The sequence below is a fragment of the Sulfitobacter sp. OXR-159 genome (assembly GCF_034377145.1).
GTDB lineage: Bacteria > Pseudomonadota > Alphaproteobacteria > Rhodobacterales > Rhodobacteraceae > Sulfitobacter.
On record NZ_CP139707.1, the window covers coordinates 523,716 to 536,281 of the forward strand.

Annotated in this window: 15 protein-coding genes; 14 read left to right on the forward strand and 1 reads right to left on the reverse strand. The window is 58.6% G+C overall.

The features are described 5' to 3' along the window. Positions 1-26 precede the first annotated feature (26 nt). From fusA to rplP, 13 genes are all read left to right on the forward strand, one after another. Positions 27-2,153, forward strand: coding sequence for an elongation factor G (fusA, locus tag T8A63_RS02515; protein WP_067622154.1), 2,127 nt, complete (start codon positions 27-29; stop codon positions 2,151-2,153). A gap of 86 nt (positions 2,154-2,239) precedes the next feature. Further along, entirely contained in the window at positions 2,240-3,415 is a 1,176-nt protein-coding gene (gene tuf, locus T8A63_RS02520; protein WP_067622157.1) for an elongation factor Tu, read from the forward strand. Positions 3,416-3,795: 380 nt separating this feature from the next. Next, on the forward strand, positions 3,796-4,116 hold the full coding sequence (gene rpsJ / locus T8A63_RS02525; RefSeq protein WP_067267998.1) for a 30S ribosomal protein S10: 321 nt from the start codon (positions 3,796-3,798) through the stop codon (positions 4,114-4,116). Positions 4,117-4,133: 17 nt separating this feature from the next. Then, entirely contained in the window at positions 4,134-5,012 is an 879-nt protein-coding gene (gene rplC, locus T8A63_RS02530) for a 50S ribosomal protein L3 (protein ID WP_082849552.1), read from the forward strand. Beyond that, positions 5,009-5,626, forward strand: a complete 618-nt coding sequence (gene rplD / locus T8A63_RS02535; RefSeq protein ID WP_067622160.1) for a 50S ribosomal protein L4 — start codon at positions 5,009-5,011, stop codon at positions 5,624-5,626. The genes rplC and rplD overlap by 4 nt, the downstream gene beginning before the upstream one ends. Further along, complete coding sequence (locus T8A63_RS02540) at positions 5,623-5,919, forward strand: 50S ribosomal protein L23 (protein ID WP_007118833.1); 297 nt, start codon at positions 5,623-5,625, stop codon at positions 5,917-5,919. The genes rplD and T8A63_RS02540 overlap by 4 nt, the downstream gene beginning before the upstream one ends. A gap of 276 nt (positions 5,920-6,195) precedes the next feature. Continuing rightward, positions 6,196-7,227, forward strand: a complete 1,032-nt coding sequence (locus T8A63_RS02545) for a fatty acid desaturase (protein WP_322344905.1) — start codon at positions 6,196-6,198, stop codon at positions 7,225-7,227. A 240-nt stretch (positions 7,228-7,467) separates the two neighbouring features. After that, positions 7,468-8,616 (forward strand): PRC-barrel domain-containing protein, encoded by a 1,149-nt coding sequence (locus tag T8A63_RS02550; protein WP_067625853.1) that lies wholly within the window; start codon positions 7,468-7,470, stop codon positions 8,614-8,616. 311 nt (positions 8,617-8,927) lie between these two features. Beyond that, entirely contained in the window at positions 8,928-9,770 is an 843-nt protein-coding gene (gene rplB, locus T8A63_RS02555) for a 50S ribosomal protein L2 (RefSeq protein ID WP_067625855.1), read from the forward strand. 3 nt (positions 9,771-9,773) lie between these two features. Then, the gene (gene rpsS, locus T8A63_RS02560) at positions 9,774-10,052 is read left to right on the forward strand and encodes a 30S ribosomal protein S19 (RefSeq protein ID WP_007118838.1); all 279 of its coding nucleotides are present in this window, start codon (positions 9,774-9,776) and stop codon (positions 10,050-10,052) included. A 3-nt stretch (positions 10,053-10,055) separates the two neighbouring features. Further along, on the forward strand, positions 10,056-10,436 hold the full coding sequence (rplV, locus tag T8A63_RS02565) for a 50S ribosomal protein L22 (protein ID WP_067267968.1): 381 nt from the start codon (positions 10,056-10,058) through the stop codon (positions 10,434-10,436). Beyond that, on the forward strand, positions 10,436-11,143 hold the full coding sequence (gene rpsC / locus T8A63_RS02570) for a 30S ribosomal protein S3 (protein WP_067625857.1): 708 nt from the start codon (positions 10,436-10,438) through the stop codon (positions 11,141-11,143). Before rplV ends, rpsC begins: the two co-directional genes overlap by 1 nt. A 13-nt stretch (positions 11,144-11,156) precedes the next feature. Next, positions 11,157-11,570: a 50S ribosomal protein L16 gene (gene rplP, locus T8A63_RS02575; protein ID WP_007118841.1), complete on the forward strand. Its 414-nt coding sequence runs from the start codon at positions 11,157-11,159 to the stop codon at positions 11,568-11,570. 72 nt (positions 11,571-11,642) lie between these two features. Here rplP and T8A63_RS02580 read toward each other — a convergent pair whose 3' ends face one another. Then, positions 11,643-12,215 carry an NYN domain-containing protein gene (locus tag T8A63_RS02580; RefSeq protein WP_322344906.1) on the reverse strand — a complete coding sequence of 191 codons (573 nt, stop codon included), beginning with the start codon at positions 12,213-12,215 and terminating at the stop codon, positions 11,643-11,645. A gap of 143 nt (positions 12,216-12,358) precedes the next feature. Between T8A63_RS02580 and T8A63_RS02585 the strand changes: the two genes are divergently transcribed. Further along, positions 12,359-12,559 carry a hypothetical protein gene (locus T8A63_RS02585; RefSeq protein ID WP_067625860.1) on the forward strand — a complete coding sequence of 67 codons (201 nt, stop codon included), beginning with the start codon at positions 12,359-12,361 and terminating at the stop codon, positions 12,557-12,559. Positions 12,560-12,566 lie beyond the last annotated feature (7 nt).

Here is a 12,566-nt window from a genome sequence, read left to right on the forward strand (position 1 = left end):
ACTGATATTTTCGAGGAAGCAGCCCCATGGCACGCGACTATCCGCTCCAACGCTACCGCAACTTCGGCATCATGGCTCACATCGATGCCGGCAAGACCACCTGTTCCGAACGCATCCTGTTCTACACCGGCAAATCCCACAACATCGGTGAGGTGCATGACGGCGCCGCAACGATGGACTGGATGGAGCAGGAACAAGAGCGTGGCATCACCATCACCTCCGCCGCGACCACCACGTTCTGGCAGCGCCAGGAAGAGCCCACAGCCGATGCGACATCCGACACCAAGTACCGGATGAACATCATCGACACCCCCGGCCACGTTGACTTCACCATTGAAGTTGAGCGTTCGCTGGCGGTTCTCGACGGCGCAGTTGCCGTTCTTGACGCCAACGCCGGTGTTGAGCCGCAGACCGAAACCGTGTGGCGCCAAGCTGACCGCTACAAGGTGCCGCGTATCGTCTTCGTCAACAAGATGGACAAGATCGGCGCGGACTTCTTCAACTGCGTTCGCATGATCAAAGACCGTACAGGTGCCACGCCTGCACCAGTGCAGATCCCGATTGGTGCAGAGAACGAGCTGGAAGGCATCGTTGATCTGGTCACCATGAAGGAATGGGTCTGGTCTGGCGAAGATCTGGGTGCGGGCTGGGAACAGCGCGAGATCCGTGACAGCCTGAAGGACACTGCCGACGAATGGCGTGCCAAGCTCATCGAGACCGCGGTCGAGATGGACGATGAGGCGATGGAAAACTACCTGATGGATGGCGCCGAGCCGGACGTCGACACCCTGCGCGACCTGATCCGCAAGGGTACGCTGGCGATCAAGTTCATCCCCGTTCTCTGTGGTTCCGCCTTCAAGAACAAAGGTGTTCAGCCGCTTTTGAACGCCGTGATCGACTATCTGCCCAGCCCGCTGGACGTTGTCGACTATATGGGCTTCAAGCCGGGCGATGAGACAGAAACCCGTAACATCCCGCGCCGCGCGGATGATGACATGGCGTTCTCTGGCCTTGCGTTCAAAATCATGAACGACCCCTTCGTTGGTTCGTTGACCTTCACCCGCATCTACTCGGGCGTGCTGAAGAAGGGCGATACCCTTCTGAACTCGACCAAAGGTAAGAAAGAGCGCGTCGGTCGTATGATGATGATGCACTCGATCAACCGCGAAGAGATCGAAGAAGCCTTTGCGGGCGACATCATCGCGCTTGCCGGTCTGAAAGACACCACCACAGGTGACACGCTTTGTGCCGCCAACGATCCGGTGGTTCTGGAAACCATGACCTTCCCCGATCCTGTGATCGAGATCGCGGTTGAGCCAAAGACCAAGGCCGACCAAGAAAAGATGTCTGCAGGTCTGGCCCGTTTGGCCGCCGAAGACCCCTCTTTCCGCGTCGAAACCGATCTGGAATCCGGTCAGACCATCATGAAGGGCATGGGCGAACTTCACCTCGACATTCTGGTGGACCGTCTGAAGCGCGAATTCAAAGTTGAAGCGAACATCGGTGCACCGCAGGTGGCATACCGTGAGACGATCAGCCGCGAAGCCGAGATCACCTACACCCACAAGAAACAGTCGGGTGGTTCGGGTCAGTTCGGTGAAGTTAAGATGATCCTGATGCCGACCGAGCCGGGCGAAGGTTACTCCTTCGAGAGCCGTATCGTCGGTGGTGCCATTCCCAAGGAATACATCCCGGGCGTGGAAAAAGGGATCAAGTCGGTTCTGGACTCCGGTCCGCTGGCGGGCTTCCCGGTCATCGACTTCAAGGTTGCTCTGATCGACGGTAAGTTCCACGACGTTGACTCCAGCGTTCTGGCCTTCGAAATCGCCGCCCGTATGGGTATGCGCGAAGGCATGAAAAAAGCTGGCGCAAAGTTGCTGGAACCGATCATGAAGGTCGAAGTTGTGACACCGGAAGAGTACACCGGTGGCATCATCGGTGACCTGACATCCCGTCGGGGTCAGGTGCAGGGTCAAGACACGCGCGGCAATGCCATCGCGATCGACGCCTTCGTACCGCTGGCCAACATGTTCGGCTACATCAACACGCTGCGTTCGATGTCTTCCGGTCGTGCGAACTTCACCATGCAGTTCGACCACTACGAGCCTGTGCCGCAGAACATCTCTGACGAGATTCAGGCCAAATTTGCATAACCGGGATGGCGGGGTGAACCCCGCCCTACCCATTCTGTAGGGTGGGTTTTTAAGCCCACCACCCAACATCTAAAGGAGCCAACACCATGGCAAAGGCAAAGTTTGAACGTAACAAGCCACACGTCAACATCGGCACAATCGGCCACGTTGACCACGGTAAAACCACGCTGACCGCGGCGATCACCAAATACTTCGGTGACTTCCAGGCGTATGACCAGATCGACGGCGCGCCCGAAGAGAAGGCCCGCGGCATCACCATCTCGACCGCACACGTCGAGTATGAGACCGAAGCACGTCACTACGCCCACGTCGACTGCCCCGGCCACGCTGACTATGTGAAAAACATGATCACCGGTGCCGCTCAGATGGACGGCGCTATCTTGGTTGTGAACGCGGCCGACGGCCCGATGCCCCAGACCCGCGAGCACATCCTGCTCGGCCGTCAGGTTGGCATCCCCGCCATGGTCGTCTTCATGAACAAAGTTGACCAGGTTGACGACGAAGAGCTGCTTGAGCTGGTTGAGATGGAAATCCGCGAACTGCTGTCTTCCTACGACTACCCCGGCGACGACATCCCCGTCGTGCCCGGTTCCGCTCTGGCGGCGATGGAAGGCCGTGACGAAAACATCGGTGAGAACGCGATCCGCAAGCTGATGGAAGAAGTCGACAACTACATCCCGACACCAGAGCGTGCTGTTGACCAGCCGTTCCTGATGCCCGTCGAAGACGTGTTCTCGATCTCTGGTCGTGGTACCGTTGTGACCGGCCGTGTTGAGCGTGGCGTGATCAACGTTGGCGACGAAATCGAAATCGTCGGCATCCGCGACACCAAGAAAACCACCTGCACAGGCGTGGAAATGTTCCGCAAGCTGCTGGACCGTGGTGAAGCTGGCGACAACATCGGCGCGCTGCTGCGTGGCGTTGAGCGTGACGGCGTTGAGCGCGGTCAGGTTCTCTGCAAGCCCGGCTCCGTGAACCCGCACACCAAGTTCGAAGCCGAAGCCTACATCCTCACCAAAGAGGAAGGTGGCCGTCACACGCCGTTCTTCGCGAACTACCGTCCACAGTTCTACTTCCGTACAACTGACGTGACCGGCACCGTTCAGCTGGCAGAAGGCACCGAGATGGTCATGCCCGGCGATAACGTGTCCTTCGGCGTTGAGCTGATCGCACCGATCGCCATGGAAAACGGCCTGCGCTTCGCGATCCGCGAAGGTGGCCGTACCGTTGGCGCGGGCGTTGTTTCCAAAATCACCGAGTGATTTTGGGCTGGGCCTTCGGGCCTGACGTCTGAGAGATTTGAAAGGCCGCAGCGTTTGCTGCGGCCTTTTGCTTTTGTGGGGGAGGGGGCTTTTTGGGACGCTTCGGTGAAACGGGAAAGCTAAGTGTGGTTTTCGGTGGTGATTGAACGTTGGCGGGGTGCGCTGTCACGCCGTGGCCGGCGTGACTTTGCGCACTGGTTCTAAAAACACGGGGGTTTTTAGAACCCTCTTGCCACCTGTTGCGATTCCCCCTATAGGACGCCCATTGAACCGGGGTGCGTTAGACGCGCCCCGTTTGATTTAATACCAAGGCGCGATGAGGGGGCCGGATGAGCCTGCTTCCTCCAATCCGTTAGAATCCCAAAACAAGGGATATGCATATGGCCGTTCAAAGCCAGAACATCCGCATTCGCCTCAAGGCGTTTGACTACCGGGTGCTCGATGCCTCCACTCAGGAAATCGTCAGCACCGCCAAGCGCACAGGCGCTTCGGTTCGCGGTCCCATTCCGCTGCCGAACAAAATCGAGAAATTCACCGTTCTTCGTGGTCCCCACGTTGACAAGAAATCCCGTGACCAGTTCGAAATCCGCACGCACAAGCGTCTGCTGGATATCATTGATCCGACCCCCCAGACCGTGGACGCGCTGATGAAGCTCGACCTCGCTGCTGGCGTGGATGTCGAGATCAAGCTGCAATCGTAAGCCGGGAGGGTAATCATATGTTGCGCTCAGGCGTTATTGCAAAAAAAGTCGGCATGACCCGGCTGTTCATGGAAGACGGCAAGCAGATTCCTGTAACCGTTCTTCAATTGGACAAGCTTCAGGTTGTCGCACAGCGCACCGCAGACCGTGACGGCTATACCGCCGTTCAGCTGGGTGCCGGTTCGGCGAAAGCCAAACGCACAAGCCAAGCCATGCGTGGCCATTTCGCAGCTGCGAAAGTGGAACCCAAGCGCAAGGTTGCTGAGTTCCGCGTCGATGCGGACGCGATGCTGGACGTTGGTGAGGAAATCATCGCGGACCATTACTTCGCGGGTCAGTACGTTGACGTTGCAGGCACTTCGATCGGTAAAGGTTTTGCTGGTGCGATGAAGCGTCACAACTTCGGCGGTCTACGGGCGACACACGGTGTCTCCATCAGCCACCGTTCGCACGGCTCCACAGGCCAGTGTCAGGATCCCGGCAAGGTTTTCAAAGGTAAGAAAATGGCCGGTCACATGGGTGCTGCCCGTGTTACCACGCAGAACCTCGAAGTCGTTAAGACCGACAGCGCGCGTGGCCTGATCATGGTAAAAGGCGCCGTTCCTGGCTCCAAAGGTGGCTGGGTCACGGTCAAAGATGCGGTCAAAAAGCCGTTCCCCGAAGACGCGATTCTGCCCGCCGCTCTGAAATCCGCCGCTGAAGAAGCCGCGAAAGCCGCCGAAGAGGCAGCCGCCGCAGCCGCAGCAGAGGCAGAAGCCGAAGCCAAGCGTTTGGCCGAAGAGCAAGCCGCACAGGAAGCCGAAGCGCTGAAGGCCGCTGAAGCTGAAATCGCAGCTGAAGGTTCGGATGCCGATAATTCCGATGCCGACGCTGACAAGAAAGAAGGTGACGCATGAAACTCGATGTCATCAAACTCGACGGTGGCAAAGCCGGGTCCGTAGACCTGGACGAAGCACTGTTCGGCCTTGAGCCGCGTGCCGACATCCTGCACCGCGTCGTGCGCTGGCAGCGTAACAACGCGCAGCAGGGTACGCACAAGGTCAAGACCCGGTCCGAGACCAGCTACTCGACCAAGAAGATCTATCGCCAAAAAGGCACCGGCGGCGCACGCCACGGTGACCGTAACGCGCCGATCTTCCGTAAGGGTGGTATCTACAAGGGTCCGACCCCGCGTAGCCACGGCCACGAGCTGACCAAAAAGTTCCGCAAGCTGGGCCTACGCCACGCGCTGTCCGCCAAAGCAAAAGCCGGTTCGCTGGTCATCATCGACGAAGCCACATCCGAAGGCAAAACAGCCGCTCTGGCCAAACAGGTGTCGAACCTGGGTTGGAAGCGCGCGCTGGTCATCGATGGCGCTTCGGTCAACGAGAACTTCGCACAGGCCGCGCGCAACATCGAAGGGCTGGATGTTCTGCCGTCGATGGGCGCAAACGTCTATGACATCCTCAAGCGTGACACTCTGGTGATCACCAAAGCGGGGATCGAAGCATTGGAGGCACGCCTGAAATGAGCGCCAAGCATGAACACTACGACGTGATCCGCAAGCCGATCATCACCGAGAAAGCAACCATGGCGTCCGAACAGAACGCTGTCGTTTTCGAAGTGGCGATCGAAAGCAACAAGCCGATGATCAAAGAGGCCGTTGAGGCGCTCTTTAACGTCAAGGTGAAGGCCGTGAACACGTCCATCACCAAAGGCAAGGTCAAGCGTTTCCGGGGCCAGATGGGCCGCCGTAAAGACGTGAAAAAGGCTTATGTGACGCTCGAAGAGGGCAACACAATCGACGTATCCACCGGGCTGTAAGCTTTCGGTTTGGTATTTGGGAAAGGCCTCCGCATTGCGGGGGCCTTTTCCGTTGTGGCGGTTGACCCTTTGGGGATCGCGCATTTGATTTCCCCACGAAGGGTGCCCCCCCCCGGCAGCGGGCCGTAGGCGCTGGCCTTTCGGTTCCGTGGGAAGCTTTGCCGCATGGGCCGTTTCCGGCCTAAATGACGCTATGCAGCGGCAAAAGGCATCGGGGGCGTTGCTTGCGGCGCGCTTTCCTCTACAAGACCTCGGAGAACGACAAAAAGCAGGTCTATGTCCCACGAAAAATCTACCCCCGGCGCGTCTGCGGACGTGTCGAACGCGCGCGACTGGGTGCGCGTGCTGGCCCGCTACCGCGAGCCAAGCACTTGGCGCAGCAGTTTTGAACTGGCGATCACGCTCGGGCCGTTTGTCCTTCTTTGGGCACTGGCTTGGTGGGCGTTGTCGATCAGCGGCTGGCTGACACTTGGCATTTCGCTGGTGAATGCAGGCTTCCTGCTGCGGCTTTTTGCGATTCAGCATGACTGCGGCCATGCGGCCTTTTTCAGCAGCCGTCGCACCAGCGATTGGGTGGGCCGCGTGCTGGGGGTGCTGACACTGACGCCCTATGACGTTTGGCGCCGGACCCATTCGATTCACCATTCCTCGGCTGGGAACCTTGGCCGTCGAGGGATTGGCGATATTCACACACTCACCGTTGCAGAGTATCGCGAACTTGGGCTGCTCGGGCGGTTGCAGTACCGGCTCTACCGCAATCCGGTCGTGCTTTTTGGTCTTGGGCCGAGCTACCTGTTTTTCGTGCAGAACCGCGTACCGCTGGGGCTGATGGCGCAAACCCGTTATTGGCTAAGCGCGATGGGCACCAACCTGACGATCCTCGCAGCACTTGCGGTGATCTTCTATTTCGGGGGGATCATGCCCATTCTGCTCATCTTTGTCCCCAGTACCCTGTTGGCGGCCACGGCGGGCATGTGGCTGTTCTATGTGCAGCACCAGTTCGAGACGACCCATTGGGAGGAAAATGAGGCGTGGGATTTGCATGACGCGGCCTTTCACGGCTCGTCGCATTACATCCTGCCTCGGCCTTTGCAGTGGCTGAGTGCCAATATCGGCATTCACCATGTGCACCACCTTTACAGCCGCATCCCGTTCTACCGCCTGCCGGAAGTGCTGCGCGATCATGTGGCCTTGGCCGAGGGGAACCGGATGACGATTCGCGAAAGCCTCGCCAATGCGCGGCTGCATCTGTGGGATGAAAAGAGCAAGCGCCTGTTATCATTCGCACAGGCGCGCCGCGCCGTTTAAGCCCTAAAATATCGCTGATGTAAGACCCCCGCACCGGCGGGGTTTTTGCGTTTTTAGGGGGAGGCATTACCCAGGCGCGATCCCGTCGGGGCCTGCTTCAATCATGTGGCGACCCCTAGAAAGTTCCGAAAAAATGCTATCAATTTTCTTGGAACAGAGCGGAAAGCTGCCGGTTGTCTCACCGTGGAAGACGGGGTGCTGGGCGCCTCAACTATCCTAAAAAAGTACGGGAGAGACCTAATGATCTATACCAAAACACTCATGGCCGGCGTATCCGCCGTTGCCCTTTTCGCAGCCGCTCCGGTTCTGGCGCAGGACGCAACAGAAAAAGTAGAAGAGACCATCGAGCGCAACGCCGAAGCCGAGATGGAAGCAGAAGCTGAAGTCGAAGTTGAAGGTGACGCAGCCGCAACCGCTAATGTAGCCGGCGGCCAAGTGGTTGTTGAGCAGGAAGACGCCCAAGTTGACGTGACCGTGCCCGAGCCCGATGTAAACGTTTCGCAGGACGCTCCCGTGGTAACGGTTGAGCAGGGCCAGCCCGAAGTAACCGTAGCCGTGCCCGAGCCGACCGTTCGCGTGCAGCAGCAGGCGCCGATCATCACCGTTGAGCAGGCACAGCCGCAGGTGACCGTGCGCATCCCTGAGCCGGTCGTGACCGTGCAGGTTCCCAAGCCGCAGGTTGATGTGGAAACAGGCGAGCCGATCGTTGATCTGGAGCAGCCCGAACCCGTCGTGAAATTCGTGCGGCCCGAGCCGAAAGTGACCATCGAAGAAGCCGAGCCGCGCGTGACGGTTGAGCAGGCCGAAGCCAATGTGAACGTGGCTGAATCCGAAGAAGCCCGCGTCGCTGTTGAGCAGGAAGAAGCCAACGTGAACGTGCAGCAGGGTGAAGACGCGAATGTCGTCGTCGAAGAAGCCGAAGCGCCTGAGGTCAACGTAGAAGGTGCCGAAGGCGCCGAGATCAACGTCGAGCAAGAGCAAGCCCGCGTGCTGATGGAAGACTTCAATGCTGATGAGCAAGGCAATATGGCCGAAGAAGACCGCACCCGCTATCAAGAGAACGTGCAGCGTCTGCCGATCTTTAACCTGACCGCCGAAGAACTGACCGGCCGCAGCGTCGCCACCGAAACCGGCGAAGACGTTGGTGAGATCGACTTTATCGGCGTCCGTGGCGACACCGTTGTTGCGATCATCGGCGTGGGCGGTTTCCTTGGGATGGGCGAAAACGAAGTCGCCATTCCGGTTGAGAAGCTGATCATGCGTGAAGACGAAGTGATCGTCCCCGGCGTCACCGAAGAGCGTCTGGAAAGCATGCCGGAATTCAACGAAGCAGAAGTTGAAATCCTTGACCCCGGTATGCGTCTGGCCGAGAGCATTGGGCTTGACTAATACCCGCTTTGGGTAATCGGTAAACCTACGGAAGGAGGCGCTTCGGCGCCTTCTTTTCTTTTGTGCGGGCAGGGGAGAGGAATTTCGCCATGCCCACTGGACGGGCAGAATTGAACCTGCTAGGTCGCCACATCGGCTCAAGCCCCGGATTCGTCCGGGGTTTGGCTATTTGAACGATCCCGGTGGTTGGGATGCCTGCCTCGCAAGAGATTTAAGCCCATCCACCACTCCTACAGGGGACCTTCGGGGCCCTACAACCAACGCGCTTTCATCATGATGGATGCGTGCCAAGCAAACGGAAGACAGAGAACATGGCACTCAAGTCGTACAAACCGACGACGCCAGGCCAGCGTGGACTGGTACTGATCGACCGTTCGGAGCTGTGGAAAGGCCGCCCGGTCAAAGCCCTTACTGAGGGTTTGACCAAATCTGGCGGTCGGAACAACACCGGACGAATCACAATGCGTCGTACAGGTGGTGGTGCAAAGCGCCTCTACCGTATCGTTGATTTCAAGCGTAACAAGCTGGACATGTCCGCTGTTGTCGCGCGGATCGAATATGACCCCAACCGGACCGCTTTCATCGCACTGATCCAGTACGAAGACGGCGAGCAGGCCTACATCCTGGCCCCCCAGCGTCTGGCCATCGGCGACAAAATCATCGCCGGCGCCAAAGTGGACATCAAACCCGGTAACGCGATGCCTTTCTCGGGCATGCCGATCGGTACGATCGTCCACAACATTGAGATGAAGCCCGGCAAGGGCGGTCAGATCGCACGTGCCGCCGGCACCTACGCCCAGTTCGTGGGTCGTGACGGTGGCTACGCTCAGATCCGTCTGAGCAGCGGCGAGCTGCGTCTCGTGCGTCAGGAATGCATGGCCACCGTTGGTGCTGTGTCTAACCCCGACAACTCCAACCAGAACTACGGTAAAGCGGGCCGCATGCGTCACAAGGGCATCCGTCCTTCTGTACGTGGTGTGGTGATGAACCCGATCGACCACCCGCACGGCGGTGGTGAAGGCCGGACCTCTGGTGGTCGTCACCCGGTTACTCCTTGGGGTAAGCCGACGAAGGGTGCCAAGACCCGCAACAAGAACAAAGCGTCCAGCAAGCTTATCATCCGCTCGCGTCACGCCAAGAAGAAGGGGCGTTAATTCATGGCTCGTTCAGTATGGAAAGGTCCTTTTGTTGACTCTTATGTCCTCAAAAAGGCAGAGGCTTCCCGCGAGGGCGGCCGTAACGAAGTGATCAAGATCTGGTCGCGCCGCAGCACGATCCTGCCCCAGTTCGTGGGTCTGACGTTTGGCGTGTACAACGGTCATAAGCACATCCCTGTTAACGTCAGCGAAGACATGATCGGTCAGAAGTTCGGTGAGTACTCCCCGACTCGGACCTACTACGGTCATGCCGCCGACAAAAAAGCGAAGCGGAAATAAGCCATGAGCAAGGATAAGAATCCCCGCCGCGTGGCAGACAACGAAGCAATGGCAAAACTGCGCATGCTTCGCACCAGCCCGCAGAAACTGAACCTGGTTGCAGCTTTGATCCGTGGCAAGTCCGTGGACAAAGCGCTGACCGACCTCACCTTCTCCAAGAAGCGGGTCGCGCAGGACGTGAAGAAATGCCTTCAGTCCGCGATTGCCAACGCCGAGAACAACCACAACCTGGACGTCGATGAGCTCATCGTGGCCGAGGCCTATGTCGGTAAGAACCTGACCATGAAGCGCGGTCGCCCGCGTGCCCGTGGCCGGTTCGGCAAGATCATCAAGCCGTTTGCCGAGATCACGATCAAAGTGCGTCAAGTTGAGGAGCAAGCCTGATGGGTAACAAAGTCAATCCGATCGGTATGCGTCTTCAGGTGAACCGCACCTGGGACAGCCGCTGGTACGCCGACACCAAGGATTACGGTGATCTTCTTCTCGAAGACCTCGCAATCCGCGACTTCATCAAGAAAGAGTGCCACCAAGCTGGTGTTGCCCGTGTGATCATCGAGCGTCCGCACAAAAAGTGCCGCGTCACGATCCACACAGCACGCCCCGGTGTCATCATTGGCAAGAAAGGCGCGGACATCGAGACGCTGCGCCAGAAGATCGCCAAGATGACCAACTCGGAACTGCACCTCAACATCGTTGAGGTCCGCAAGCCCGAGCTGGACGCACACCTTGTTGGTGAGAGCATTGCACAGCAGCTGGAGCGCCGGGTTTCTTTCCGCCGCGCCATGAAACGTGCCGTGCAGAACGCCATGCGCATGGGCGCACTGGGCATCCGCGTGAACCTCGCGGGTCGTCTTGGTGGGGCCGAAATCGCGCGTACCGAATGGTACCGTGAGGGTCGCGTGCCGCTGCACACATTGCGTGCCGACATCGATTACGCACATGTCGAAGCGGCCACCGCTTATGGCATCATCGGGATCAAGACATGGATCTTCAAAGGCGAGATCATGGAACATGACCCCGCCGCGCGTGACCGTAAGGCACAGGAACTCCAAGACGGCCCAGCACCTCGCGGTGCCGGCGGTCGTCGCTAAGGGGGAATGACAAATGCTTCAACCAAAGCGTACTAAATTCCGCAAGCAGTTTAAGGGCTCGATCAAGGGTCTGGCAAAGGGCGGGTCTGACCTGAACTTTGGCACCTACGGCCTGAAGGCACTGCAGCCGGAGCGGGTTACAGCCCGTCAAATCGAAGCGGCACGCCGCGCCATGACGCGTCACATGAAGCGTCAAGGCCGTGTCTGGATCCGCATCTTCCCGGACGTACCGGTCACCTCCAAGCCCGTCGAAGTTCGTATGGGTAAAGGTAAAGGTTCCGTCGACTTCTGGGCAGCCAAGGTCAAGCCGGGCCGTATCATGTTCGAAATCGACGGTGTCGGTGAAGACGTGGCACGCGAAGCCCTGCGTCTGGCAGCCATGAAGCTGCCGATCAAAACTCGGGTTGTTGTCCGCGAGGACTGGTAAGCCCGCAGCCCCGTAAGGGGTGGCTGAAAGACATAAAACCCCCGTCGAGCGATCGGCGGGGGTTTTGCTTTGTCAGACCAGCGCGTCGGCCTCAAGGTCGAGCCAGAGTTTCCCATCCCGGTAGCCGCCTTTGATCAGGTGTCCCGGCTCAGCGATTTCCGGATGGGCCTCCGCCCAATCGCGGAACTGATCGCGGCTGACGACCTGCCCGCCGTAGTCTAGGGCGGATTGCAGTATATAGGGGTCCGCGGGCGTGCCCTTTGGGACGACCATCACCCGGTCCACCGGCAGGTCAAGTTGTCTGCTCAGCGCCTTGTCATGTTGATAGCGACCCGCGAGCAGATAGCCCGCGTTGGCGTCAAACACGACGCCGGGGGAATAGCCCCTCGAGCGTAACTCATCCACAACGTCCCGGACCGCATTCATGTCCGGCGCGCCGGTCTTCCAATGCATGACGTTGGAGCCGTCGACGATGATCCATTTTTTCCGCTGCTGATGCGCGCCGCGGAAAGACCAGAGCAGAAGGATCGCACTGGCGATGACACAAAGCGCGCCGAGCAGGCTGAAGTCCCCATAGCCCGGCGTGGATGCGGCTGCGATTGTAAGGGCGAGGGATATAAAGAGCAAAAGGAACGGGACAAACATCGGCAGTGGATACTCAAATAAATCTAAAGGTTGAATGTTCACCAATCGGGCAGGCGGGGCAAGCAGCACCTGCAACGCTGGCCAATGCGCTTTAATCTAGGTAGCCTTTGCTTAACCCCATGCCGCAGGAAAGGCCCAGCCCGATGAAGCACGTCCCAAAGCCGAACACCGACGAAGACCTCATCAAAGCGTTTCTCGACAAGGGCGGAGAGGTGAAGAAGGGCAAGACCAAGCCGATGCCCAGTGATCTCGGGCTCAGCAACAATCAGTGGGGCAACAAGCTGACCAAGGAAGAAAAGGCAGCGGTCAAGGCGCAGGAAGAGGCGGCGAAGAAACTGAAATAGCCGCCGG

What these genes read in the sequence shown, in the direction of transcription:
- T8A63_RS02545 (WP_322344905.1), top strand. Translation starts at nt 6,196, where the DNA reads ATGTCCCACGAAAAATCTACCCCCGGCGCGTCTGCGGACGTGTCGAAC.
- rplP (WP_007118841.1), top strand. Translation starts at nt 11,157, where the DNA reads ATGCTTCAACCAAAGCGTACTAAATTCCGCAAGCAGTTTAAGGGCTCG.
- rplC (WP_082849552.1), top strand. Translation starts at nt 4,134, where the DNA reads ATGTTGCGCTCAGGCGTTATTGCAAAAAAAGTCGGCATGACCCGGCTG.
- rplV (WP_067267968.1), top strand. Translation starts at nt 10,056, where the DNA reads ATGAGCAAGGATAAGAATCCCCGCCGCGTGGCAGACAACGAAGCAATG.
- tuf (WP_067622157.1), top strand. Translation starts at nt 2,240, where the DNA reads ATGGCAAAGGCAAAGTTTGAACGTAACAAGCCACACGTCAACATCGGC.
- rpsS (WP_007118838.1), top strand. Translation starts at nt 9,774, where the DNA reads ATGGCTCGTTCAGTATGGAAAGGTCCTTTTGTTGACTCTTATGTCCTC.
- rplB (WP_067625855.1), top strand. Translation starts at nt 8,928, where the DNA reads ATGGCACTCAAGTCGTACAAACCGACGACGCCAGGCCAGCGTGGACTG.
- T8A63_RS02550 (WP_067625853.1), top strand. Translation starts at nt 7,468, where the DNA reads ATGATCTATACCAAAACACTCATGGCCGGCGTATCCGCCGTTGCCCTT.
- T8A63_RS02580 (WP_322344906.1), bottom strand. Translation starts at nt 12,215, where the DNA reads ATGTTTGTCCCGTTCCTTTTGCTCTTTATATCCCTCGCCCTTACAATC.
- rplD (WP_067622160.1), top strand. Translation starts at nt 5,009, where the DNA reads ATGAAACTCGATGTCATCAAACTCGACGGTGGCAAAGCCGGGTCCGTA.
- T8A63_RS02540 (WP_007118833.1), top strand. Translation starts at nt 5,623, where the DNA reads ATGAGCGCCAAGCATGAACACTACGACGTGATCCGCAAGCCGATCATC.
- fusA (WP_067622154.1), top strand. Translation starts at nt 27, where the DNA reads ATGGCACGCGACTATCCGCTCCAACGCTACCGCAACTTCGGCATCATG.
- T8A63_RS02585 (WP_067625860.1), top strand. Translation starts at nt 12,359, where the DNA reads ATGAAGCACGTCCCAAAGCCGAACACCGACGAAGACCTCATCAAAGCG.
- rpsC (WP_067625857.1), top strand. Translation starts at nt 10,436, where the DNA reads ATGGGTAACAAAGTCAATCCGATCGGTATGCGTCTTCAGGTGAACCGC.
- rpsJ (WP_067267998.1), top strand. Translation starts at nt 3,796, where the DNA reads ATGGCCGTTCAAAGCCAGAACATCCGCATTCGCCTCAAGGCGTTTGAC.